The organism is Paracoccus lutimaris, assembly GCF_003337565.1.
Lineage (GTDB): Bacteria > Pseudomonadota > Alphaproteobacteria > Rhodobacterales > Rhodobacteraceae > Paracoccus > Paracoccus lutimaris.
The window spans coordinates 432,703-455,259 of record NZ_QPJL01000001.1 but is presented as its reverse complement, the minus strand read 5'-3'; the positions used below and the strand labels follow the sequence as shown (position 1 = coordinate 455,259).

Sequence of the window (22,557 nt, the reverse complement as noted above, 5' to 3'; positions counted from 1 at the left end):
AGATGAATCGATATTGGTTCTAGACCGACGGTCCGGTCAGGACTCGCAACCGAGCCACTCACTTCTGATGCGATGACGCCTGACAGATGCGAACGGGAAAATCTGAACAGCCGGGATGAGTGGACGTTCCTTGCAGCGCCAGCGCGATATTGCAGGCGAGGAAAAGGCCATGGCTAGAGGCCGGTACCGGAACCACAGCCGTGCATTCAAGGCGAAAGTGGCTGTGGCGGTATTCAGGGGCGAGAAGACGCTGATCGAGTTGACGCAGGATTTCGACGTCCGTCCGAGCCAGATCAGTTACCCTCGCGCGGCCTTTTCCGCGATCCCCGAGCGGCCTTCGCGCCGGTCCAGCTCTGCCTCGACATCGGCCAGCGTCAGGTCGCGCGCGGCCAGCATCACCAGCAGGTGGTAAAGCGCATCCGCCGCCTCGCTGACCAACTTGTCGCGGTCGCCCTTGACCGCCTCGATGATCGCCTCGACGGCTTCCTCGCCGAATTTCTCGGCGCATTTCTCCGGGCCTTTGGACAGCAGCTTCGCGGTCCAGCTTGTGTCCGGGTCCGCGCCCTTGCGTTCGGCGATGGTCGCGGCCAGCCGTTCCAATGCGCTCATGTCAGCCTCACCGGGATGCCTGCTGCGGCCATGTGTTCCTTGGCCTCGCGCACCGAGAACGTGCCGAAGTGAAAGATCGAGGCGGCCAGCACCGCCGAGGCATGGCCCTCCAGCACGCCTTCGGCCAGATGTTCCAGCGCGCCCACCCCGCCCGAGGCGATGACCGGAATGTTGACCGCATCCGCGACCGCGCGGGTCAAAGGCAGGTTGAAGCCCGATTTGGTTCCGTCCCGGTCCATGCTGGTCAGCAGGATCTCGCCCGCGCCCTTGGCGGCGACAAGGCGCGCGAATTCGACCGCGTCGATGCCGGTGGGCTTTCTGCCGCCATGGGTAAAGATTTCCCATTTGCCCGGCGCCACGGTCTTGGCGTCGATGGCGCAGACGATGCACTGGCTGCCGAACCGGTCGGCTGCCTCGGCGATCACATCCGGGTTCGCCACGGCGGCCGAGTTGAAGCTGACCTTGTCCGCGCCCGCCAGCAGCAGCGCACGCACGTCGTGATGGCTGCGTACGCCGCCGCCGACGGTCAGCGGCACGAAGCAGGCCTCGGCAGTGCGGGTGACCAGATCGAACATGGTGCTGCGGTTTTCATGCGTGGCATGGATGTCCAGAAAGCAGATCTCGTCGGCACCGGCGGCGTCATAGGCGCGTGCGGCCTCGACCGGGTCGCCTGCGTCCACCAGATCGACAAAGTTCACGCCCTTGACCACGCGGCCATCGGCGACATCCAGACAGGGAATGACACGGGTTTTCAGCATGCTGCCGTTCTACCTTGCCGCGCGCCGTCAGGCCAGCGCCTTCAGCGCCGTGCGCAGGTCCAGCGCGCCATCGTAAAGCGCCCGGCCCGAGATCGCCCCGGCAATGACGCCGGTGTCGCGCAGGGCCTCCAGATCGGTCATCGAACTGACCCCGCCCGAGGCGATGACCGGAATGTTCACCGCCCGCGCCAAAGCCTCGGTCGCGCCGACATTCGGCCCCTGCATGGCGCCGTCGCGTTCGATATCGGTATAGATGATCGCGGCGACGCCCGCGTCCTGAAACTGCCGCGCCAGATCGGTGACCATGATATTGGTCTCTTCGGCCCAGCCGCGCGTCGCGACGCGGCCATTGCGGGCGTCGATCCCCACGGCGATCTTGCCGGGAAAGGCCATCGCTGCCTCGCGCACCAAGGCCGGGTTCTCGACCGCGACGGTGCCCAGAATGACCCGCGACAGCCCGCGCTCCAGCCAGGTTTCGATGGTGGCCATGTCGCGGATGCCGCCGCCCAGCTGCGCGGGCACGGTAATGGTGGCCAGGATCGCCTCGACGGCGGCCGCGTTCACCGGCTTGCCGGCGAAGGCGCCGTTCAGATCGACCAGATGCAGCCATTCGGCGCCCGCATCCTGAAAGGCACGTGCCTGCGCTGCCGGATCGCTGCCGAAGACGGTCGCTGCCTCCATGTCGCCGCGCAGCAGCCGCACGCAATTGCCGTCCTTGAGGTCGATGGCGGGGTAAAGGATCATCGCGTCTCTCCCTTGAGCTTGCGCCCCCTTTGCCACAGCCCGCCGCGATCCGAAACCCCCGGCCGGCCCGGCAATCCCCCGCAATGCCCCACAATATGCCCCCACGTCAGACTTGATCGCGGGAAATCGCCGCCCCCATTCTGCCCCGGATCACACAATCCCCGGGGAGGGGGAATCACCATGAAAAAACTGACGCTTGCCGCCATTCTGGCGCTGACTGCCACGGCATCCCATGCCGACGGTATTTCCGGCATCTTCCAGACCCAGGCGAATGACGACGGCAATGTCGGCTTCGTGGAATTCTATGATTGCGGCGGCAAGTTCTGCGGCAAGCTGATCCGCAGCTTTGACAAGGCCGGCAAGGAAATCAGCAGCCCGAACACCGGCAAGAACATCGTCGCCAACATGAGTGAGGACGGCAATGGCAAGTTCTCGGGCGGCACGATCTGGGATCCGGGCGCCGACAAGACCTACAAGTCCAAGATGCAGCTCGACGGCAAGACGCTCAGCGTCTCGGGCTGCGTCACTGTCTTCTGCAAGACCCAGACCTGGACCCGCGTGAAATAAGTCCCGGCTTCTTCTTCACGCAAGTATCCTCGGGGGTCCGGGGGCGGAAATCCCCCGGTCCGACCGCGCCTTCAGGGCTTCCAGCGCAGAAAGTTCGCGATGATGCGCAAGCCCACATCCTGCGATTTCTCGGGATGGAACTGGGTCCCGACGATATTGTCGCGCCCCACCACCGCCGTCACCGGCCCGCCGTAATCGGCACTGGCCAAGAGATGCGCGGGGTCCGTGACGCGAAACTGCCAGCTATGGACGAAATAGGCGTGATCGCCCGAGGCGATCCCCTCCAGCACCGGATGCGGGTTCAGGACCGCGAGGTCGTTCCAGCCCATATGCGGCACCTTCAGATCCGGCGCGCGGATGGCGTCGATCTCGCCGCCGATCCAGCCCAGGCCTTCGGTTTCGCGATATTCATGGCCCAGATCAGCCAGCATCTGCATGCCGACGCAGATGCCCATGAAGGGCACGCCCCGGTCCAGAACCGCCTCGCGCAGCACCTCGACCATTCCGGGCACCGCGTCCAGCGCCGCCCGGCAGGCCGGGAATGCGCCGTCTCCGGGCAGGACGATCCGGTCGGCCGCGCGCACCGTTTCGGGATCCGAGGTGACGATCACCTCGGCCCCGGTCTCGCGGCCCATCAGCGCGAAGGCCTTTTCCGCCGAATGCAGGTTGCCGCTGTCGTAATCGACCAGCGCCACCCGCATCAAAGTGCCCCCTTGGTCGAGGGCAGCACGCCCGCCATGCGCGGATCGGGCTCGACCGCCTCGCGCAGCGCGCGGGCCACGGCCTTGAAGGCGGCTTCGGCGATGTGATGCGAATTCAGCCCGTGGATGCGGTCCACATGCAGCGTGATGCCGCCATGGGTCGCCAGCGCCTGAAAAAACTCGCGCACCAGTTCCACGTCGAAGGTGCCGATCTTCTGCGTCGGGAAATCGACATTCCAGACCAGATAGGGCCGCGCCGACAGGTCCAGCGCGGCGCGGATCAGCGCGTCGTCCATGGCAAGGTGAAAGCTGCCATAGCGGCGGATGCCCTTCTTGTCGCCAAGCGCGGCGGTCAGCGCCTGACCGATGGCGATGCCGGTATCCTCGACCGTGTGGTGGTCGTCGATATGCAGATCGCCCGTGGCGCGGATGGTCATGTCGATCAGCGAATGCCGCGACAGCTGGTCCAGCATGTGGTCGAAGAACCCGACGCCGGTCTGGTTGTCATAAACCCCGGTCCCGTCAAGGTTCAGCGTGACCTCGATCTGGGTCTCGGCGGTCTTGCGGGTGATGGTTGCGCGGCGCATCTGGCGTCTCTCCTCATGCCGGCCCCTTGCGGGCCTTGCGCCTTATAGGACGCGGGCGCGGGGGTGAAAAGCCGCGGGCCGAAAATCCGGGGTAGGGGTGGGAATTCACGGGTCGGTGATATATGGTCGCGTCTTTCCGCGGCGTCACGCCGTACCGTGATGGAGACGAACAACCAGGAAAGGAGCGCCTATGAGCGATCCCACGTCCAGCGGCTTGACCGCTGCAATCGCAACCGAAGACGGGGAGGCCGAAGTCGAGGCCGTTCCCGCCCCCGAAGGCCCGACAGCGGTCATCGAAACCCCCTATGAGATCGGTCAGGACAATGTCCAGGGCGCCGGTCGCATCCCCTTCGACGTTCATAACCCGGTTTTCGCCATTTCGGCGGTGGCCATCGTGATCTTCACCCTTGGCACCGTCGCGCTGCAATATCTGACGGCCGTGCCCCCAATCGACGGCGTGGCCCAGCCCAGCGGCGTCGAGACCTTTTTCACCGGCATGCGCGGCTGGCTGACCGGCAATCTCGACTGGTTCTTCATGCTGGCCGGCAATGTCTTCGTGCTGCTTTGCCTTGCGCTGATCCTGTCGCCGCTTGGCCGCGTGCGTCTGGGCGGCCCCGAGGCCACGCCCGATTTCTCGCTGACCGGATGGTTCGCGATGCTGTTTGCCGCCGGCATGGGCATCGGGCTGATGTTTTACGGCGTGGCCGAGCCGATGGGGCATTTTCAGGCCGCGCTTGGTGGACCCACGGTCGAAAACGGCATCCGCACCGATTGGGCGCCTTTGGACGGCGCGGCGGGCGATGAGCTGGGCGCGCGGCGTCTGGCCATGGCCGCGACCATCTTTCACTGGGGTCTGCATCCTTGGGCGATCTATGCCGTGGTCGCGCTGGCCCTGGCGCTGTTTTCCTATAACAAGGGCCTGCCGCTGACCATGCGTTCGGTGTTTTACCCGATCTTCGGCGAGGGCGTCTGGGGCTGGCCGGGGCATGTCATCGACATCCTTGCAGTCTTTGCCACCATCTTCGGGCTCGCCACCTCGCTGGGCTTTGGCGCCGAGCAGGCGACGGCCGGGCTGAATTTCCTGTTCGGGATCAGCGACGGCATGACCACCAAGATCGTGCTGATCCTGATCATCACCGGCGTCGCCACGATCAGCGTTGTGGCGGGGGTCGACAAGGGCGTGAAACTCCTCTCCGAGGCCAATATGTTGCTGGCTTTCGGGCTGTTGCTGTTCGTGATCCTGACCGGGCCGACCTTGGCGATCCTGACCGGGTTTTTCAGCAATCTCGGGGCCTATGCCCGCGATCTGATCCCGCTGTCCAATCCCTTCGGGCGCACGGATGATAATTTCCGGCAGGGCTGGACGGCGTTCTACTGGGCGTGGTGGATCAGCTGGTCGCCCTTTGTCGGCATGTTCATCGCGCGGGTCTCGCGCGGGCGCACGGTGCGGCAGTTCCTGACGGCGGTGCTGATCGTGCCCTCGCTGATCTCGGTCCTGTGGATGACGGCGATGGGTGGCACGGCGATTTCGGAATATACCGCCGGTTTCCGGGGTGTGGCCGATGCCGCGCTGGAGTTGCAACTGTTCCAGATGCTTGGCCAGCTGCCGCTGCACCAGATCTCCAGCTTCATCGGCATCATTCTGGTGATCGTGTTCTTCGTCACCTCGTCGGATTCCGGCTCGCTGGTGATCGACACCATCTCGGCCGGGGGCAAGGTGCATGCACCGGTGCCGCAGCGCATCTTCTGGTGCGGCTTCGAGGGGCTGGTCGCCATCGCCCTGCTTCTGGGGGGAGGGCTGACCGCGTTGCAGGCCATGGCGGTCTCGACCGGGCTGCCCTTTACCATCGTGCTTCTGGGCGCGGTCTGGGCCATCATCCGCGGCCTGATGGACGAACGGCGCGAGATCGCCACCGGCTGATCTGCGCCTTGAACGGGCGGGACATTCCGCCCGTTCTTGTCATATTGTCCCTGCAATGCCAAAAAGTGTCTGAACGACGCGCAAGAGCATGCGCAAGGACAAGCGACCCGAAAGGATCCTGGCCGATGAGAGACGACCTGACTGCCAGCGAAAAGCGGCTGATCGCGGCGCTGGACCGCATCGACCACTTCATCGACCGCGCCACCGGCGCGCGCGCGATTGCGCCGGCCCCGGTTGCCGCCGGGGGCGGGCTGGCCGAGATCGAGGCCCGGCTGCATGCCGCCCAGGGCGAGAACCGGCGCCTCTCGGGCGAGCTGGTGCTGCTGCATGAGCGTCAGGCGGCGCTGCTGGCCAATTGCGAGACCCGGCTGACCGAGGCCCATGAACGGCTTTCCGGCGCCGGGCTTGAGGCCGCGCGCCTTGCCGCCGCCAATGAGGTTCTGGCCGAGGCGAACCGCGCCCTGATCGCGGCCTCGGGTGCGCCCGCCGACGAGGCGCGCCTTGCGCTTGAGGCGGAAATCGAATCGCTGCGCGCCGTGCGCGCGGCCGAGACGGCGCAGATGGGCGATCTGCTGGCGGTACTCGACCGCATGATCGACACGCCCGCACCCGAAACCGCCGAAGCGCCGCGCGCGCCCGTGCGGGCCGCTGCGGCTGCGCCCGCTGTCGCGCCTGCGGTGGCGCCGGTGCTGGAAATGCCGATGCCCGAGCAGGTCACCGAATTCGCCGGGGCATCCCATGATGCGGCATCCGCGGATGCCGGGGACGCCTCCGGGCCGGCTGAGGAGAGGGGCTGATCATGGCAGAAGTCGATTTTTCCATCGGACACAAATCCTATACGCTGAGCTGCCAGGAGGGCGAGGAGCGGCATCTGAAACGCGCCGCCGGCCTTCTGGACACCGAGGCGCAGGCCATTCTGGGTCAGGCCGGCCGCATCCCCGAGCCGCGGCTTTTGCTGCTGGCGGGGCTGATGCTGGCGGACCGCACCTCGGCCCTGGAGGATCGCGCCATCTCGGCCGAGCGGGAACTGGCGCGGCTGAAGGCCAATCCGCAGCGGGTCGAGGTGCCGGTGGTGCCCGCAAGCCTGTCCGAGGCCATGGCCGAACTGGCGGCGCGGGCCGAAGCCTTGGCGCAGAAGGCCGAGGATCAACTGGCCGAGTGATCGCCAGCGGCGCGGTTCTTTGGATATTTGAGTGAAGAAGAAAGGGTCTTTGGGCCTGTGCGTGTCATACCGTCGGGGTGGGGCGCGTCATCTGGACTTTTCCGATCTGGCCGGTCCCCGGCACGGCTGTCGTGAGGACGGAGCGATTTTTCCCGCCCTCCCTTCGCTTGCCCTTGCGCCTTGGCCCGTCGCGGCTATAACCCCGGACGATTTATCCGCCGCCAGCCCGAGGGACCCGCCATGCCGAAAAGAACCGATATCAAATCCATCCTGATCATCGGTGCCGGTCCCATCGTCATCGGGCAGGCCTGCGAATTCGACTATTCCGGCGCCCAGGCCTGCAAGGCGCTGCGCGAGGAAGGTTACCGGGTCATTCTGGTCAACTCGAACCCCGCGACGATCATGACCGACCCGGAAATGGCCGATGCCACCTATATCGAGCCGATCACTCCCGAAATCGTCGAAAAGATCATCGCCAAGGAACGCCCCGACGCGCTGCTGCCGACCATGGGCGGGCAGACCGGGCTGAACACCGCGCTGGCCCTGGCCGATATGGGTGTCCTGAACCGCTATGGGGTCGAGCTGATCGGCGCGCAGCGCGCCGCCATCGAGATGGCCGAGGACCGCAAGCTGTTTCGCGAGGCCATGGACCGCATCGGGCTGGAAAACCCCCGCGCCACCATTGTCGCCGCCCCGAAGCACCCGAACGGCAAATATGACGTCGCGGCCGGCATCGCCATCGGCATGGAGGCGCTGGACGATATCGGCCTGCCCGCCATCATCCGCCCCGCCTTTACCCTTGGCGGCACCGGCGGCGGCGTCGCCTATAACCGCGACGATTACGAACGCATCCTGCGCTCGGGGCTTGAGGCATCGCCGGTGGCGCAGGTGCTGGTCGACGAGTCGCTTCTGGGCTGGAAGGAATACGAGATGGAAGTCGTGCGCGACCGCGCCGACAATGCCATCATCGTCTGCTCCATCGAAAACGTCGATCCGATGGGCGTCCATACCGGCGACTCGATCACCGTCGCGCCGGCGCTGACCCTGACCGACCGCGAATACCAGCGCATGCGCAATGGCTCGATTGCCGTCCTGCGCGAGATCGGCGTCGAGACCGGCGGCTCGAATGTGCAATGGGCGATCAACCCCGCCGATGGCCGCATGGTGGTGATCGAGATGAACCCGCGCGTGTCGCGGTCCTCGGCCCTGGCCTCCAAGGCCACGGGTTTCCCGATTGCCAAGATCGCCGCAAAACTGGCCGTCGGCTATACGCTGGACGAGCTGGACAACGACATCACCAAGGTTACGCCCGCCTCGTTCGAGCCCAGCATCGACTATGTCGTGACCAAGATCCCGCGCTTTGCGTTCGAGAAATTCCCCGGCTCGAAGCCCGAGCTGACCACGGCGATGAAATCCGTGGGCGAGGTGATGGCGATTGGCCGCACCTTCCATGAAAGCCTGCAAAAGGCCCTGACCTCGATGGAGAACGGGCTGACCGGGCTTGACGATATCGAGATCCCCGGCGCCCCCGACAAGGCCGCGATCATCAAGGCGATCAGCGCCCAGACCCCCGACCGGCTGCGCCTGATCGCGCAGGCCATGCGCGAGGGGCTGAGCAATGACGAGATCCAGCACGCAACCGCTTTTGATCCGTGGTTCCTGACCCGCATCCGCGAGATCATCGATGCCGAGGCTGCCATCCGCGCCAATGGCCTGCCCAAGGATCTGGAGGGCCTGCGGCATCTGAAGATGATGGGCTTTACCGATGCGCGTCTGGCCGCGCTGACCGGAAAGACCGAAACCGCCATCCGTCAGGCTCGCCGTGCGCTGGACCTGCACCCGGTCTTCAAGCGCATCGACACCTGCGCCGCCGAATTCGAGGCGCAGACCCCCTATATGTATTCGACCTATGAGGCCCCGGCGATGGGCGATGTCGAGAACGAGGCCCGGCCCAGCGACCGCAAGAAGGTGGTCATTCTGGGCGGCGGTCCGAACCGCATCGGGCAGGGGATCGAGTTCGACTATTGCTGCTGCCATGCCTGTTTCTCGCTGACCAAGGCCGGCTATGAAACCATCATGATCAACTGCAACCCCGAGACAGTTTCGACCGATTACGACACCTCGGACCGGCTGTATTTTGAGCCGCTGACCCTGGAACATGTGCTGGAGATCCTGCGCATCGAACAGGAAAACGGTACGCTGCATGGCGTCATCGTCCAGTTCGGCGGCCAGACGCCCTTGAAACTGGCCAATGCGCTTGAGGCCGAGGGCATCCCGATCCTGGGCACCAGCCCCGACGCCATCGACCTGGCCGAGGACCGCGAGCGGTTCCAGAAACTGCTCAATGACCTGAACCTCAAGCAGCCGATCAACGGCATCGCCCGCTCCGGCGAAGAGGCCATCGAGATCGCAAAGCGCATCGGTTTCCCGCTGGTCATCCGCCCGTCCTATGTGCTTGGCGGCCGCGCCATGGAAATCGTGCGCGATATGGACCAGCTGAACCGCTATATCCGCGAGGCGGTGCAGGTTTCGGGTGATAGCCCGGTGCTCTTGGACAGCTATCTTTCCGGCGCGATCGAGGTTGACGTGGACGCGCTTTGCGACGGGCGCACCGTCCATGTCGCGGGCATCATGGAACATATCGAGGAAGCCGGCGTCCATTCCGGCGACTCGGCCTGTTCGCTGCCGCCGCATACGCTGGACGCCGAAACCATCGCCGAGCTGAAACGCCAGACCGAGGCCATGGCCCGGGCGCTGAACGTCGTCGGCCTCATGAACGTGCAATTCGCGCTGAAGGACGGCGCGATCTATGTGCTTGAGGTGAACCCGCGTGCCAGCCGCACCGTGCCCTTTGTCGCCAAGGCCACCGACAGCGCCATCGCCTCGATTGCCGCGCGGCTGATGGCCGGCGAGCCGATGTCGAACTTCCCCGCCCGCGCGCCCTATCCGGCCGGCGCCGGACCCGAGGACCCGCTGCCCTTTGCCGATCCGCTGACGGTGGCCGACCCGATCACGCCCTGGTTCTCGGTCAAGGAGGCGGTGCTGCCCTTTGCCCGCTTCCCCGGTGTCGATACGCTGCTGGGCCCGGAAATGCGTTCGACCGGCGAGGTGATGGGCTGGGACCGCAACTTCCCGCGCGCCTTCCTCAAGGCGCAGATGGGGGCGGGGACGCAACTGCCCGATGCGGGGCTGGTCTTTGTCTCGGTCCGGGATGCCGACAAGTCGGACGCCATGGCGCAGGCCGCGCGCGATCTGACCGCGATGGGTTTCACGCTGGTTGCGACGCGCGGCACGGCCGAGTTCCTCAAGGCCGCGGGCGTCGCGACCGAGACCGTGAACAAGGTCTATGAGGGCCGCCCGAACATTGTCGACCGCCTCAAGAACGGCGAGATCGTGATGGTGCTGAACACCACCGAGGGCGCGCAGGCCATCGCGGATTCGCGTGATATCCGCGCCGTGGCCCTGAACGACAAGATCCCCTATTTCACCACCGCCGCCGGCAGCATCGCCGCCGTGGCGGCGATCCGCTCGCGCGGCGAGGGGGAGTTGGTCGTCCGTTCGCTTCAGGCCTGACCTGAAGGGCGCTGCGCGGATCGTTGCGCGGCGCCCGCCGCGAAGCGGATTTCCCCGCTTGACGGCGCCGTGATCCTGCACTGATCTCGGCACATCGCCCTTGGGCGGTCTGCTACGCAGAGCGATCTGCACAACCAGTTTTCCCGATTTTCCAGCCGGTTCGAAAGGGCTGCCCTTCCATGACTGATCAAATAAACCCTCTGGCGACGCATCACCTGCCGCCATTCATCACCGCGCCGGGGCAGACCGATGGCCTTCTGGTCGGGATCGGCCTGTTCCTGATCGTGGTGGTGTTTTTGCTGGGCATCGCCTTCCTGTGGCTGCACAGCCTGCCCGAGCGCGTCGCGCATAAGGGCCAGAAGCTGCAATTCGAGGTGGTGGCGATCCTGTGCCTGCTGGCGCTGTTCACGCATAACAATGTGCTGTGGGGCGCGGCGCTGATCCTTGCCTTCATCGACTTGCCCGATCTGGCGACGCCCTTGCGCCGCATTTCGGACACGCTGGAACGTCTGGTCGGAGGGGGCCGCCAGCCGGTTTCCGCTGCCGGTCCGCTTGATCCGGCGGTCGAGGCGCCGCAGGACAGCCAGACACCCGCGCCCACGGCCGGCGACACGACCACCGCAAAGGGGCACTGAACCATGCTTGAAGTCATCCTTTGCTCGCTGGTCACGATTCTGCCCGATTACCTCTTCCGCCGCTATGCGCAGGGAAAGCGTTTCGGCAAGGAAATCACCTTCTTCTCGGTCTGGTATGAGCTGCGCTACGGCATTACCGGCTGCTTCATCCTGACCATCGCGCTGATCACCGTGGTCTTCTTCTATCACCCGTCCACGACCGCCGTGGCGGTGCATTTCCGCACCATCCCGATCATTGCCGATGCCAATGGCCGCGTGGAAGAGGTCTATCTGCAGGTCAGCGACGACGTCAAAGCGGGCGATCCGTTGTTCCGCCTTGAAACCACGCGTCAGGAAGCCGCCGTCGAGACCCAGCGCCGCCGGATCGCCGAGGCCGAGGCCGCGATGGTCGTGGCCGCGACCGACGTAGCTGCCGCGAGTGGCAAGGTTTCCGAGGCGCAGGCCACGTTGCGCCAGGTTCGGGATGACCTGAAAACCAAGCGCGATCTGGTCAAAAGCGGTTCCAGCGCCGTCGCGCGGCGTGATCTGGAAACCCTTGAGGTCAGCGAAGCCGCCGCCATTGGCTCGCTGGACGCTGCCGAATCCGCGCGCGATTCCGCCCAGCAGCGGCTTGACACGCTTTTGCCGGCGCAGAAGGCCACCGCCGAGGCCGCGCTGCACCAGGCCGAAATCGAGATCGAAAAGGCCACGATCCGCGCCGGCGTCGATGGCCGGGTCGAGCAGTTCACCCTGCGCCCCGGCGATGTCGTCAGCTCTGTCCTGCGCTCGGCCGGGGTGCTGATCCCGCAAGAGGCGGGCCGCGCCTCGATCCAGGCCGGTTTCGGCCAGATCGCGTCGCCGGTCATCAAGAAGGGCATGATCGGCGAGATCTCGTGCAATACCACGCCCTGGCAGGTGATCCCGGTCGTGGTCAGCGACAAGCAGGATTACATCGCCTCGGGCCAGTTCGGCGGCGGCGAACGGCTGCTCGAGATCAGCGATATGCGCCGCGACGGCACGGTGCTGGTCTATATGGAGCCGCTTTACCCCGGCGGGTTCAAGGACATCGTGCCGGGCAGCCAGTGCATGGCGAACCTGTATTCGAACCACCATGACGAGATCGCCGATCCGAACACCTCCTTCGGTCGCGGCCTTGCGCTGCATGGCGTCGATGCGCTGGGTCTGGTCCATGCCATGCTGATGCGCATTCAGGTGGCCCTGATGCCCTTCCGCACGCTGGTGTTCTCGGGCGGCCATTGAAACGCGTAGGGTGCGTGCTTTGCACGCACCTTGCTTGCCGGCGGAGCATTTTTCGGTCCCGTTACGGAGGGGCCGATGATTGCGGAGATCCTCCTCATCTGGCGGCGTGATCCCCGATATGTGCGCCTCAATGCCCGTCACCAGACGGTCCGGGACAGCGGCATTCATCAATTCCCGTGTTCTGTGGAGGTTCGCGGCAGTCAGGTCGGGGCGCGTTCCAGGATGGTTGCGCGGGGCCGGGACGTGCCGACCTCACCCCCAGGGCGGGGATGCGAAAAAGACGCGGCCCCGGGTAGGGCCGCGCCTCTCATGTCGCGGGTTGCGCCAATACTTCGCGCAACGGATGCAAGGGTTACAGCAGGAAATCTCCCGCGACATATTGGCCGGGCAGTACCCCGCCGTCGTTGATGCGGATGAACATGTCGGCCGCCGCATCGATATCGTTGTTGACATAGACCATCGTCTGCGTGCCGCTGGCGCCGACCCAGACCGTGCCGATCCCGCCCGGCGTTGTACCATTGAAAACAAAGGCCTGATTGCCGCCCTGCACGGTATTCGCGTCGATCGAAGTAAGCTGGATCCGGTCACCCGCCGCAGCGCCAACACCATCAAAACCATTGATGATGTCGATGCCCAAACCCAAACCGATCGTGGAATCGGTGATATCGATGAACTGGAACACGTCGTTCCCGAGCTGCCCCAAAAGCAGGTCGGCCCCGGTGCCGCCCCGCAGAAGGTCATTGCCATCGCCGCCATACAGCACGTCATTGCCAGTACCGCCGAGCAGCGCATCCGTGCCGCCCTGTCCGAAGATCATGTCATTTCCGGCATCGCCAACAGCGAGGTCGTTGCCTTCACCGGTATAGATCCGGTTCGCGCCGATCGTGCCATAGACGCGGTCGTTGCCGTCCGCGGTCATGACATGTTCGAACCCCTGGAACAGTTCGCCGACGATGCTGGTCTGGCCGGTGGCCAGGTTGACGACATAGTTGGTCTTGTAGGTGCGTGTATCCAGCAGATCCTCGCCATTGCCGCCGATCATCGTCTCGCTGTCGCCGATCACCGGCAGCAGCGTGTCGTTGCCGTCCTCGCCGTCGTAATAGCCCGAACCGCTGGAGGCGATGCTGTCATTGCCAGCGCCGCCCCAGACGGTGTCGGTCCCGAAAATCGGCTGAACGGTGTCGTTGCCTTCATCGCAATAGACAAGATCGCTGCCCGAGCCGCTGACGATGAAGTCGTTGCCAGTCCCGCCGCGCAGCGTGTCGTCGCCGGCCAGACCATAGAGCCAGTCGTCGCCTGCTCCGCTCGCGAAATAGTTCGCGTCAGCCGTTCCGATCAGGGTGTCGTTTCCCGACCCGGTGAGGAGATGCTCGAACTGGGTAAAGCTTTCGCCGGTCCAGTTCGTGTTGCCGTTGCCCAGATTGACGAGATAATCGCCCGAGAAGCTGGTCGTGTTCAGCCAGTCGCTGCCAAGCCCGCCGATCAGTGTTTCGCCACTGCCGTTAGCGGCATAGACATAGTCGTCACCGGTTCCGCCGTTGTAGTACCCGAAGGCGCTCGAAGCGATTGTGTCGTTGCCGCCTTCACCCCAGACCGTGTCGATGCCGCTGCCGGCATGCAGCGAGTCATTGCCGTTGCCGCCCGCGATGTAGTCGTCTCCAAAGCCGCCATAGACAGTGTCGTCGCCATCGGCACCATAGACGGTGTCATTGCCCAGATCGGAGCTGATGTAGTCATTGCCGCTCTGGGTCCAGATGTAGTTGCTCCCACCCGTGCCATAGACTGTATCGTTCCCTGAGCCGGTGTAGATGTTTTCGAAATTGACGAAGCTTTCGCCGAGCCAGTTCGTGGCACCGGTGGCAAGGTTCACGCGATAGTCGCCGGAGAAGCTTGCCGTGTTCAGCCAGTCCGTGCCGGTGCCGCCATCCAGCGTCTCGCCGCCGCCATTGCCGGCATAGACATAGTCGTTGCCGCTGTCGCCGTAATACTGGCCATAGCCGCTGGATGTCAGCGTATCATTGTCGTCCCAGCCATGCAGCGTGTCGGTGCCGGTGTCGGCGTCAAGCCGGTCATTGCCGTCTCCGCCCGACAGGTAGTCGTTTCCGATTCCGCCATTAAGCGTGTCATTGCCGGCATTACCGTAGATCAGGTCATTGCCGGCATTGCCATACATGGTGTTGGCGCCCGTGGTCCCGTCAAGCGTGTCGTTTCCAGACCCCGAATAGATATTCTCGAAGTTGACGAAGCTTTCGAGGAAGAAATTGGTCTGGCCGGTGGCGAGGTTCACGCGATAGTTGCCCGAGAAGCTTGCCGTGTTCAGCCAGTCCGTGCCGGTGCCGCCATCCAGCGTCTCGCCGCCGCCATCGCCGGCATAGACATAGTCGTTGCCGCTTTCGCCGTAATACTGGCCATAGCCGCTGGATATCAGCGTGTCATTGTCGTTGCCGCCATACAGCGTGTCCGTGCCGGTTCCGGCGTCAAGCCAGTCATTGCCGGTTCCACCATAAAGCGAGTCGTTTCCAGCAGCGCCATAGACCTCGTCATTGCCGCCGCTCGCAATGACCGTGTCATTGCCCGCAAGGGCAGAGAAGGTTTCGCTCGCCAATGTTCCGAGCATCAAGTCATTGCCGTTGGTTCCTGTAGGCATCACTTCCTCCTGATGTGATGATTCCGTTGAATGAGCAGGCAGCCTCGCGCCCCGACCATAGACCCCGGGGCGTGAACCGGTTGTGAATGGCATCAGGGGCTTGATGGATAAGGAAATCACGGCGAAATCGCCGGCCCGCCCCCCTGTCCGTGCGGGTTGCGCGGCGCCCTCCGGCCCGGATTTTCACGCCGGGGATTGCCCCCCCGGACCGGCGCGGCTATCGCAGGGAAGCGGAAAGGGCGGGAACCATGAGCTTCAATACATTCGGCCGTATCTTCACCTTCACCACCTGGGGCGAAAGCCACGGGCCGGCGCTTGGCGCGACGGTGGATGGCTGCCCGCCGGGCGTGGCGCTGGACGAAGCCTTCATCCAGCAATTCCTGGACCGTCGCCGCCCCGGCACCTCGAAATTCACCACCCAGCGGCAGGAACCCGATCAGGTCCGCATCCTGTCCGGCACCTTCGAGGGGCGCACCACCGGCACGCCGATCCAGCTGATGATCGAGAATACCGACCAGCGCAGCAAGGATTACGGCGAGATCGCGCAGGCTTTCCGTCCCGGCCATGCCGACATTGCCTATCACCTGAAATACGGCATTCGCGACTATCGCGGCGGCGGGCGCTCCAGCGCGCGGGAAACCGCGGCGCGGGTTGCCGCGGGGGGCGTGGCGCAGGCGGTGTTGCGCGATCTGGTGCCCGATCTGCGGATCACCGGCTACATGTGTCAGATGGGAAATCTGCATCTGGATCCGGCAAATTTCGACGCAAGTCAGATCGGCCAGAACCCGTTCTTCCTGCCCGATGCCAGCGCCGTCCCCGCGTGGGAGGACTATCTGAACGCCATCCGCAAGGACCAGAACAGCGTCGGCGCCGCCATCGAGGTGCTGATCCAGAACTGTCCGCCCGGCCTTGGCGCGCCGGTCTATGCGAAGCTGGATACCGACCTTGCCGCCGCGATGATGTCGATCAATGCCGTCAAGGGCGTCGAGATCGGCGAGGGCATGGCTGCCGCCGCCCTGACCGGCACCGAAAATGCCGACGAGATCCGTATGACCCCGGACGGACCCGAATTCCTGTCGAACCATGCCGGCGGGATCCTGGGCGGGATTTCCACCGGACAGGACATCGTCGTGCGGTTCTCGGTCAAGCCGACCAGCTCGATCCTGACCCCGCGCCGCACCATCAACCAAAGGGGCGAGGAAATCGAGCTGATCACCAAGGGCCGCCACGATCCTTGCGTCGGGATTCGCGCCGTGCCCATCGCCGAGGCCATGGCGGCCTGTGTGATTCTCGATCATCTGCTGCTGGACCGCGCGCAGACCGGCGGCGTCCGGGGCCGTATCGGCTAGAGATCGCAGGGTTTTCGGGCAGGGCGGCGATTGTCGCGCAACTGTCACATTCCTTTCGCATAACCGTCGCATCGCCGTTCTAAACGACGCGCAGGCCAAAGCTGGCCAAGATGGAAATGTCAGGAGTGATCCTATGAAATCCGCGAAACTCACCGTGTCGGCGCTGGCCGTGATTGCCGCCTCGGCAGGCGTGGCCTCGGCCCGCGACCAGATCCAGGTCGCCGGCTCGTCCACGGTGTTGCCCTATGCCACCATCGTCGCCGAAGCCTTTGGCGAAAACACCGATTTCCCGACCCCGGTGGTGGAATCGGGCGGCTCGTCCGCCGGCCTGAAGAAATTCTGCGAAGGCGTGGGCGAGAACACGATCGACATCGCCAATGCCTCGCGCCCGATGAAGGACAGCGAGAAGGCCGCCTGCAAGGCCGCCGGCGTGACCGAGGTCATCGAGGTCCGCATCGGCTATGACGGCATCGTCTTTGCCAGCGATATCAACGGCAAGGATTTCGCCTTTACCGCCGCCGACTGGTTCAACGCGCTGGCCGCCGAGGTGGTCAAGGACGGCAAGGTCGTCGCCAACCCCTATACCAAATGGAGCGAGATCCGCGCCGATCTGCCCGATCAGGACATCCTGGCCTTTGTGCCCGGCACCAAGCACGGCACCCGCGAAGTCTTTGAGGAAAAGGTGATCGCGGCGGGCTGCAAGGAGGCTGGCGCCACCGAGGTCTTCGCCAAGGAAAAAGGTGACGAAGACAAGGCCAAGGAAGCCTGCTCTGCCCTGCGCACCGATGGCAAGTCGGTCGACATCGACGGCGACTATACCGAGACGCTGGCTCGCATCCAGTCGGCCCCGAACGGCATCGGTGTCTTTGGCCTGTCGTTTTACGAAAACAACACCGACAAGCTGAAGGTCGCGACCATCGGCGGCGTGACGCCCTCGACCGAAAGCATCGCTTCGGGTGAGTATCCGGTGTCCCGGCCGCTGTTCTTCTATGTCAAGAAACAGCATATCGGCACCATTCAGGGGCTGAAGGAATTCGCTGAATTCTTCGTCTCGGACGAACTGGCCGGCCCCGAGGGCCCGCTGGCCGCCTATGGTCTGGTCGCCGATCCGGAACTGGCCGCGACCCAGACCGCCGTGGCCGACGAAGCGACCATCGCCCAGTGACCTGACGGGCGCGGGCGGCAGAACGTCCCCGCGCCCCTTTCCGTTCCCCAGTTTCCGAGGCTCTGAATGCCTGTCTCCTGGACATTGCTGATCGTCCTTGCCCTTGCCGGGGCGGGCTATCTGCTGACCCGCATGCGGGCCGTCGCCATGGCTGGCGGCGACACGCGCAAGCTGCATTCGCGGCCCGGCCATTACGGCTGGAACGCGGCGCTTCTGACGGCGCTGCCGGCGATCCTGCTGATCGCGGTCTGGCGTTTCGTGCAACCGGCGGCGGGCACGGCGCTGATCTCGATGGTGGCGCTGGCTCTGGCCGCAGCAGGGCTTGCCTTTGCGCTGATCCGCACCTCGCCCAGCTTCCGCGCCCGAAACGCGGTCGAGGGCATGGTCAAGGGCCTGCTGATCGCCTGCGCCTCGATTGCCATCATCACCACCGCCGGGATCGTGCTGTCGATGCTGTTCGAGACCGGGCAGTTCTTTCGCCAATACCCCTGGACCGAGTTCTTCTTTGGCACCACCTGGTCGCCGAAATTCGGTGGCGGCTCGCAGCTGGGCATGCTGCCGCTGCTCTGGGGCACGCTTTACATCTCGCTGATCGCGCTGCTGGTCGCGGTGCCGATCGGGCTGTTCGCGGCGATCTACATGTCGGAATACGCATCGATGCGGATGCGCGGCGTGGTCAAGCCGCTGATCGAGGTGCTGGCCGGGATCCCGACCATCGTCTATGGGCTTTTCGCTATGATTACCGTTGGCCCCTTGCTGCGCGACTGGTTCTCGCAGCCGCTGGGGCTGGGCGCATCGGCATCCTCGGTGATGACGGCGGGGCTGGTCATGGGGGTGATGCTGATCCCCTTTGTCAGCTCGCTTTCCGATGACATCATCAACGCCGTGCCGCAAAGCCTGCGCGACGGCGCGCTGGGGCTGGGCTCAACCCCGTCCGAGACCATCCGCAAGGTGGTGCTGCCCGCTGCCCTGCCGGGCATCGTCGGCGCCGTGCTTCTGGCCGCGTCCCGCGCCATCGGCGAGACGATGATCGTGGTGCTGGGGGCGGGGGCTTCGGCCCGCATGGGGCTGAACCCCTTTGAGGCGATGACCACCATCACTGTCAAGATCGTCAGCCAGCTGACCGGCGACACCGATTTCGCCGCCCCCGAAACGCTGGTCGCCTTTGCCCTTGGCCTGACGCTTTTCACGGTGACGCTGGGGCTGAACATCGTCGCCCTTTATGTCGTGCGCAAATACCGGGAGCAGTACGAATGAGCGACGCATCCTTCCCGACCGCCGCCAAGACCCCCAGAACGTCGCTGCTGGCCGCGGATCCCCGGACCCGCAAACGCAACGCCGCCGAGGCACGTTTCCGCGCCTATGGCCTTGCCGCCATCGCCGTGGCGCTGGTCATGCTGGTGGTGCTGCTGGTGACGATCTTTTCCGGCGGCATTGGCGCATTCCGCCAGACCTACCTGACTATCCCGGTGACGCTGGATGCGGCGCAGCTGGACAAGAAAGGTAACCGTAACCCCGAGGACATCAAGAAGGTCCTGACGCTGACCTATGGCAAGATCCTCGACAAGGCGCTGGATGCGGCCATTGCCGACAAGGGTATTCAGGTCGCCGGTCTTTCAGACAAGGATCTGTCGGGCCTGATCTCGAAAGAGGCCTCGGCCGATCTGCGCGACCGCGTGCTGGCCGATCCCGGCCTGATCGGCCAGACCATCGAGGCCCGCGTGTTGGTGAACGGGCGCGTGGACGGCTATTACAAGGGCCGTGTCAGCATGGAAAGCGCGGCGCGCGACGCCAATACCTCGCCCGCGCAGCTTGAACTGGCCGATGCGCTGAAAGCGCAGGGGATGCTGGCCACGGCATGGAACTGGTCGTTTCTGACCAGCCCCGATGCCTCGGACCAGCGCCCCGAGGCGGCGGGCGTGGGCGTGGCCATCCTTGGCTCGCTTTACATGATGCTGGTGGTGCTGGCGCTGGCGGTGCCGATCGGCGTCGCCGCCGCCATCTATCTTGAGGAATTCGCCCCCAGGAACCGCTGGACCGACATTATCGAGGTGAACATCTCGAATCTTGCGGCGGTGCCCTCGATCGTCTTCGGCATCCTCGGGCTTGCGGCCTTCATCAACTTTGCCGGCCTGCCGCAATCGGCGCCCATCGTCGGCGGCCTCGTGCTGGTCCTGATGACGCTGCCGCGCATCATCATCCCGGCGCGCGCGGCGCTGAAGGCGGTGCCGCCCTCGATCCGCGATGCGGCGCTGGGGGTGGGGGCTTCGCGCATGCAGTCGGTGTTCCATCATGTCCTGCCGCTGGCCACGCCCGGCATCCTGACCGGGGTGATCCTGGGGATGGCGCAGGCTCTGGGCGAAACCGCGCCGCTGTTGCTGATCGGCATGGTGGCATTCGTGAAGAACTTCCCGGCCGCTCCGCCCGAGGGGCTTTTCGATCCGGCCTCGGCGCTGCCGGTTCAGGTCTATAACTGGACCCAGCGTGCCGACCCGGCCTTTGTCGAGCGGGCCTCGGGGGCGATCATCGTCCTTTTGGCCTTCCTGCTTTGCATGAACCTTTTCGCCATCTTCCTGCGCCGCAAATTCGAGCGCCGGTGGTAATCTGGCTAGGAGATCCGATATGAACGACATGAGAGTTGCCGAGGCGCGCATGCAGCAGCAAACCGACACCAAGATCTCGGCCAGGGGTGTGCAGGTCCATTATGGCGACAAGCACGCGCTAAAGGACGTCAATGTCGATATCCTCGACAAGACCGTGACCGCCTTTATCGGGCCGTCGGGCTGCGGGAAATCGACCTTTCTGCGCTGCATCAACCGCATGAACGACACCATCGACATCTGCCGCGTCGCGGGGCGCATCGCGCTGGACGGCGAGGATATCTATGACCGCCGCGTCGATCCCGTGCAGCTGCGCGCCCGCGTCGGCATGGTGTTCCAGAAGCCGAACCCCTTTCCGAAATCGATCTATGACAACGTGGCTTATGGCCCCCGCATCCACGGGCTGGCCCGCAACCGCGCCGAGCTGGACGAAATCGTCGAGAAAAGCCTGCGCGGCGCGGCGCTGTGGAACGAGGTCAAGGACCGGCTGAACGATCCCGGCACCGGGCTTTCGGGCGGCCAGCAGCAGCGGCTTTGCATCGCCCGCGCGGTGGCGACCCAGCCCGAAGTCCTGCTGATGGACGAGCCCTGCAGCGCGCTGGACCCCATCGCCACCGGCCAGATCGAGGAGCTGATCGACCAGCTTCGCACCGAATTTTCGCTGGTGATCGTGACCCATTCGATGCAGCAGGCGGCGCGGGTCAGCCAGAAGACGGCCTTTTTCCATCTGGGCAATCTGGTGGAATATGGCTCGACCGAGGATATCTTTACCAATCCGCGCGATCCGCGCACGGAAAGCTATATCAGCGGCCGGATCGGCTGAGGCTGGAAAGGGAACGACATGAACAATGAACGCCATATCCTTTCGGCCTTTGACCGCGATCTTGAGGCGGTTCAGGCCATGGTCGTCAAGATGGGCGGCATGGTCGAAAGCGCGATCCATGATGCCGCCAGCGCCCTTGACGCCCGCGACGACGAACTGGCCGAGGCGGTGCGCCGCCGCGACAAGGCCATCGACGCGCTGGAGCATCAGATAAATGATGAGGCCGCGCGGCTGATCGCGCTGCGCGCGCCGCGTGCCACCGATCTGCGGATGGTGCTCTCGATCATCAAGATCTCGGCCAGCCTGGAGCGGGTGGGGGATTACGCCAAGAACATCGCCAAGCGCAGCCATGTTCTGGGCGACCTGCCGGCCATTCCCGGTTCGGGCATGGCGCTGCGGCGCATGTCGGCGGCGGTCGAGACGATGATGAAGGACGCGCTGGACAGCTATATCCAGCGCGACGTGGCCCTGGCCGAGGACGTGCGCCAGCGCGACCTTGAGGTGGACCAGATGTATAACGCGCTGTTTCGCGAGTTCCTGACCCATATGATGGAGGATGCGCGCAATATCACCGCCTGCATGCATCTGCATTTCATCGCCAAGAACATCGAGCGCATGGGCGATCATGCCACCGGCATTGCCGAGCAGGTGATCTATCTGGCCACGGGCGGCCTGCCCGAGGACACCCGCCCCAAGGGCGAAAGCGTCCCGCGCATGACCACGGAAGGGGCCTGACCCATGGCGCAATCGCAACCCTGTGTGCTGGTGGTTGAAGATGAGGGCGCGCAGCGCGAGGTGCTGAAATACAACCTCGAGGCCGAGGGCTTCGAGGTTGTCATGGCCGAGAATGGCGACGAGGCGATGCTGCTCGTGGCCGAGGAACAGCCCGATCTGATCGTGCTGGACTGGATGCTGCCGAATGTCAGCGGCATCGAGATCTGCCGCCGCGTCAAGGCAGATCCGCAGACCCGCCAGATCCCCATCGTCATGCTGTCCGCGCGCTCCGAAGAGGTCGACCGCGTGCGCGGGCTGGAAACCGGCGCCGACGATTATGTGGTCAAACCCTATTCGGTGGTCGAGTTGATGGCGCGTCTGCGCACGCAATTGCGCCGCACCCGGCCCGCGACCATGGGTGAAAGGCTCAGCTTTGGCGACATCATTCTGGATGCGGCCGAACACCGGGTCTTTCGCGCCGGTCAGTCCCTGCATCTGGGTCCGACCGAGTTCCGGCTGCTGTCCACGCTGATGGAAAAGCCGGGCCGGGTCTGGACGCGCGAGCAGTTGCTGGACCGCGTCTGGGGGCGCGACATCTATGTCGACAGCCGCACCATCGACGTCCATGTCGGGCGGCTGCGCAAGGCGCTGATGGCCCATGGCGGCGACAATCCCGTGCGCACCGTGCGCGGCACCGGCTATTCGCTGGGCTGAAACCCTGCGCTTGCGGGGAATGAAAAAAAGCCGCGGGGAGACCCGCGGC

Annotated in this window: 20 protein-coding genes and 1 pseudogene; 15 read left to right on the top strand and 6 right to left on the bottom strand. The window is 64.7% G+C overall.

The window, feature by feature from the left end; genetic code table 11:
- Window positions 1-169: 169 nt before the first annotated feature.
- A pseudogene (locus DFP89_RS20640) lies at window positions 170-295 on the top strand (IS3 family transposase); the annotation flags it as partial.
- Between the two features lie 2 nt (window positions 296-297).
- On the opposite strand, the gene DFP89_RS02115 reads toward DFP89_RS20640, so the two are convergent.
- Genes DFP89_RS02115 through hisA form a run of 3 tightly spaced genes read right to left on the bottom strand, consistent with a single transcriptional unit; the run spans window position 298 to window position 2,111 of the window.
- Window positions 298-609, bottom strand: coding sequence for a phosphoribosyl-ATP diphosphatase (locus DFP89_RS02115; protein WP_114347714.1), 312 nt, complete (start codon window positions 607-609; stop codon window positions 298-300).
- Window positions 606-1,367 (bottom strand): imidazole glycerol phosphate synthase subunit HisF, encoded by a 762-nt coding sequence (gene hisF, locus DFP89_RS02110; RefSeq protein WP_114347713.1) that lies wholly within the window; start codon window positions 1,365-1,367, stop codon window positions 606-608. Before hisF ends, DFP89_RS02115 begins: the two co-directional genes overlap by 4 nt.
- Window positions 1,368-1,394: 27 nt before the next feature.
- The gene (hisA, locus tag DFP89_RS02105; RefSeq protein ID WP_114347712.1) at window positions 1,395-2,111 is read right to left on the bottom strand and encodes a 1-(5-phosphoribosyl)-5-[(5-phosphoribosylamino)methylideneamino]imidazole-4-carboxamide isomerase; all 717 of its coding nucleotides are present in this window, start codon (window positions 2,109-2,111) and stop codon (window positions 1,395-1,397) included.
- Window positions 2,112-2,291: 180 nt separating this feature from the next.
- Between hisA and DFP89_RS02100 the strand changes: the two genes are divergently transcribed.
- Window positions 2,292-2,678 (top strand): DUF2147 domain-containing protein, encoded by a 387-nt coding sequence (locus DFP89_RS02100; RefSeq protein WP_114347711.1) that lies wholly within the window; start codon window positions 2,292-2,294, stop codon window positions 2,676-2,678.
- A 71-nt stretch (window positions 2,679-2,749) separates the two neighbouring features.
- On the opposite strand, the gene hisH is transcribed toward DFP89_RS02100, so the two are convergent.
- Window positions 2,750-3,379, bottom strand: a complete 630-nt coding sequence (hisH, locus tag DFP89_RS02095; RefSeq protein ID WP_114347710.1) for an imidazole glycerol phosphate synthase subunit HisH — start codon at window positions 3,377-3,379, stop codon at window positions 2,750-2,752.
- Complete coding sequence (gene hisB / locus DFP89_RS02090; protein WP_114347709.1) at window positions 3,379-3,966, bottom strand: imidazoleglycerol-phosphate dehydratase HisB; 588 nt, start codon at window positions 3,964-3,966, stop codon at window positions 3,379-3,381. Before hisB ends, hisH begins: the two co-directional genes overlap by 1 nt.
- A 190-nt stretch (window positions 3,967-4,156) precedes the next feature.
- Here hisB and DFP89_RS02085 point away from each other — a divergent pair, with 190 nt between their 5' ends.
- The 6 genes from DFP89_RS02085 to DFP89_RS02060 all read left to right on the top strand — a co-directional run bounded on the left by DFP89_RS02085 (window position 4,157) and on the right by DFP89_RS02060 (window position 12,496).
- Entirely contained in the window at window positions 4,157-5,887 is a 1,731-nt protein-coding gene (locus DFP89_RS02085; protein WP_114347708.1) for a BCCT family transporter, read from the top strand.
- 125 nt (window positions 5,888-6,012) lie between these two features.
- Entirely contained in the window at window positions 6,013-6,684 is a 672-nt protein-coding gene (locus DFP89_RS02080; RefSeq protein ID WP_181870210.1) for a hypothetical protein, read from the top strand.
- A gap of 2 nt (window positions 6,685-6,686) precedes the next feature.
- Complete coding sequence (locus DFP89_RS02075) at window positions 6,687-7,049, top strand: cell division protein ZapA (RefSeq protein WP_114347707.1); 363 nt, start codon at window positions 6,687-6,689, stop codon at window positions 7,047-7,049.
- Between the two features lie 240 nt (window positions 7,050-7,289).
- The gene (gene carB, locus DFP89_RS02070; RefSeq protein ID WP_114347706.1) at window positions 7,290-10,622 is read left to right on the top strand and encodes a carbamoyl-phosphate synthase large subunit; all 3,333 of its coding nucleotides are present in this window, start codon (window positions 7,290-7,292) and stop codon (window positions 10,620-10,622) included.
- Between the two features lie 179 nt (window positions 10,623-10,801).
- Window positions 10,802-11,257, top strand: a complete 456-nt coding sequence (locus tag DFP89_RS02065) for a hypothetical protein (RefSeq protein WP_114347705.1) — start codon at window positions 10,802-10,804, stop codon at window positions 11,255-11,257.
- 3 nt (window positions 11,258-11,260) lie between these two features.
- Entirely contained in the window at window positions 11,261-12,496 is a 1,236-nt protein-coding gene (locus DFP89_RS02060; RefSeq protein WP_114347704.1) for an HlyD family secretion protein, read from the top strand.
- Window positions 12,497-12,848: 352 nt separating this feature from the next.
- Here the strand turns inward: DFP89_RS02060 and DFP89_RS02055 are convergent, their stop codons facing one another.
- Complete coding sequence (locus DFP89_RS02055) at window positions 12,849-15,143, bottom strand: calcium-binding protein (RefSeq protein WP_181870209.1); 2,295 nt, start codon at window positions 15,141-15,143, stop codon at window positions 12,849-12,851.
- 248 nt (window positions 15,144-15,391) lie between these two features.
- On the opposite strand from DFP89_RS02055, the gene aroC reads away from it, so the two are divergent.
- From aroC to phoB, 7 genes are all read left to right on the top strand, one after another.
- Window positions 15,392-16,492, top strand: coding sequence for a chorismate synthase (gene aroC, locus DFP89_RS02050; protein ID WP_114347702.1), 1,101 nt, complete (start codon window positions 15,392-15,394; stop codon window positions 16,490-16,492).
- 133 nt (window positions 16,493-16,625) lie between these two features.
- A complete protein-coding gene (locus tag DFP89_RS02045) occupies window positions 16,626-17,657 on the top strand; it encodes a substrate-binding domain-containing protein (RefSeq protein WP_114347701.1) in 1,032 nt (343 codons plus the stop codon).
- A gap of 66 nt (window positions 17,658-17,723) precedes the next feature.
- Window positions 17,724-18,914: a phosphate ABC transporter permease subunit PstC gene (gene pstC, locus DFP89_RS02040; protein WP_114347700.1), complete on the top strand. Its 1,191-nt coding sequence runs from the start codon at window positions 17,724-17,726 to the stop codon at window positions 18,912-18,914.
- Window positions 18,911-20,260: a phosphate ABC transporter permease PstA gene (gene pstA / locus DFP89_RS02035; RefSeq protein WP_114347699.1), complete on the top strand. Its 1,350-nt coding sequence runs from the start codon at window positions 18,911-18,913 to the stop codon at window positions 20,258-20,260. Before pstC ends, pstA begins: the two co-directional genes overlap by 4 nt.
- A 19-nt stretch (window positions 20,261-20,279) precedes the next feature.
- The gene (pstB, locus tag DFP89_RS02030) at window positions 20,280-21,080 is read left to right on the top strand and encodes a phosphate ABC transporter ATP-binding protein PstB (protein ID WP_114347698.1); all 801 of its coding nucleotides are present in this window, start codon (window positions 20,280-20,282) and stop codon (window positions 21,078-21,080) included.
- Between the two features lie 18 nt (window positions 21,081-21,098).
- Window positions 21,099-21,815 (top strand): phosphate signaling complex protein PhoU, encoded by a 717-nt coding sequence (phoU, locus tag DFP89_RS02025; RefSeq protein WP_114347697.1) that lies wholly within the window; start codon window positions 21,099-21,101, stop codon window positions 21,813-21,815.
- 3 nt (window positions 21,816-21,818) lie between these two features.
- The gene (phoB, locus tag DFP89_RS02020) at window positions 21,819-22,508 is read left to right on the top strand and encodes a phosphate regulon transcriptional regulator PhoB (protein WP_114347696.1); all 690 of its coding nucleotides are present in this window, start codon (window positions 21,819-21,821) and stop codon (window positions 22,506-22,508) included.
- Window positions 22,509-22,557: the final 49 nt, after the last annotated feature.

Coding starts and splice junctions, on each gene's coding strand:
- DFP89_RS02115 (WP_114347714.1), bottom strand. CDS start 609: ATGAGCGCATTGGAACGGCTGGCCGCGACCATCGCCGAACGCAAGGGC.
- hisF (WP_114347713.1), bottom strand. CDS start 1,367: ATGCTGAAAACCCGTGTCATTCCCTGTCTGGATGTCGCCGATGGCCGC.
- hisA (WP_114347712.1), bottom strand. CDS start 2,111: ATGATCCTTTACCCCGCCATCGACCTCAAGGACGGCAATTGCGTGCGG.
- DFP89_RS02100 (WP_114347711.1), top strand. CDS start 2,292: ATGAAAAAACTGACGCTTGCCGCCATTCTGGCGCTGACTGCCACGGCA.
- hisH (WP_114347710.1), bottom strand. CDS start 3,379: ATGCGGGTGGCGCTGGTCGATTACGACAGCGGCAACCTGCATTCGGCG.
- hisB (WP_114347709.1), bottom strand. CDS start 3,966: ATGCGCCGCGCAACCATCACCCGCAAGACCGCCGAGACCCAGATCGAG.
- DFP89_RS02085 (WP_114347708.1), top strand. CDS start 4,157: ATGAGCGATCCCACGTCCAGCGGCTTGACCGCTGCAATCGCAACCGAA.
- DFP89_RS02080 (WP_181870210.1), top strand. CDS start 6,013: ATGAGAGACGACCTGACTGCCAGCGAAAAGCGGCTGATCGCGGCGCTG.
- DFP89_RS02075 (WP_114347707.1), top strand. CDS start 6,687: ATGGCAGAAGTCGATTTTTCCATCGGACACAAATCCTATACGCTGAGC.
- carB (WP_114347706.1), top strand. CDS start 7,290: ATGCCGAAAAGAACCGATATCAAATCCATCCTGATCATCGGTGCCGGT.
- DFP89_RS02065 (WP_114347705.1), top strand. CDS start 10,802: ATGACTGATCAAATAAACCCTCTGGCGACGCATCACCTGCCGCCATTC.
- DFP89_RS02060 (WP_114347704.1), top strand. CDS start 11,261: ATGCTTGAAGTCATCCTTTGCTCGCTGGTCACGATTCTGCCCGATTAC.
- DFP89_RS02055 (WP_181870209.1), bottom strand. CDS start 15,143: ATGCCTACAGGAACCAACGGCAATGACTTGATGCTCGGAACATTGGCG.
- aroC (WP_114347702.1), top strand. CDS start 15,392: ATGAGCTTCAATACATTCGGCCGTATCTTCACCTTCACCACCTGGGGC.
- DFP89_RS02045 (WP_114347701.1), top strand. CDS start 16,626: ATGAAATCCGCGAAACTCACCGTGTCGGCGCTGGCCGTGATTGCCGCC.
- pstC (WP_114347700.1), top strand. CDS start 17,724: ATGCCTGTCTCCTGGACATTGCTGATCGTCCTTGCCCTTGCCGGGGCG.
- pstA (WP_114347699.1), top strand. CDS start 18,911: ATGAGCGACGCATCCTTCCCGACCGCCGCCAAGACCCCCAGAACGTCG.
- pstB (WP_114347698.1), top strand. CDS start 20,280: ATGAACGACATGAGAGTTGCCGAGGCGCGCATGCAGCAGCAAACCGAC.
- phoU (WP_114347697.1), top strand. CDS start 21,099: ATGAACAATGAACGCCATATCCTTTCGGCCTTTGACCGCGATCTTGAG.
- phoB (WP_114347696.1), top strand. CDS start 21,819: ATGGCGCAATCGCAACCCTGTGTGCTGGTGGTTGAAGATGAGGGCGCG.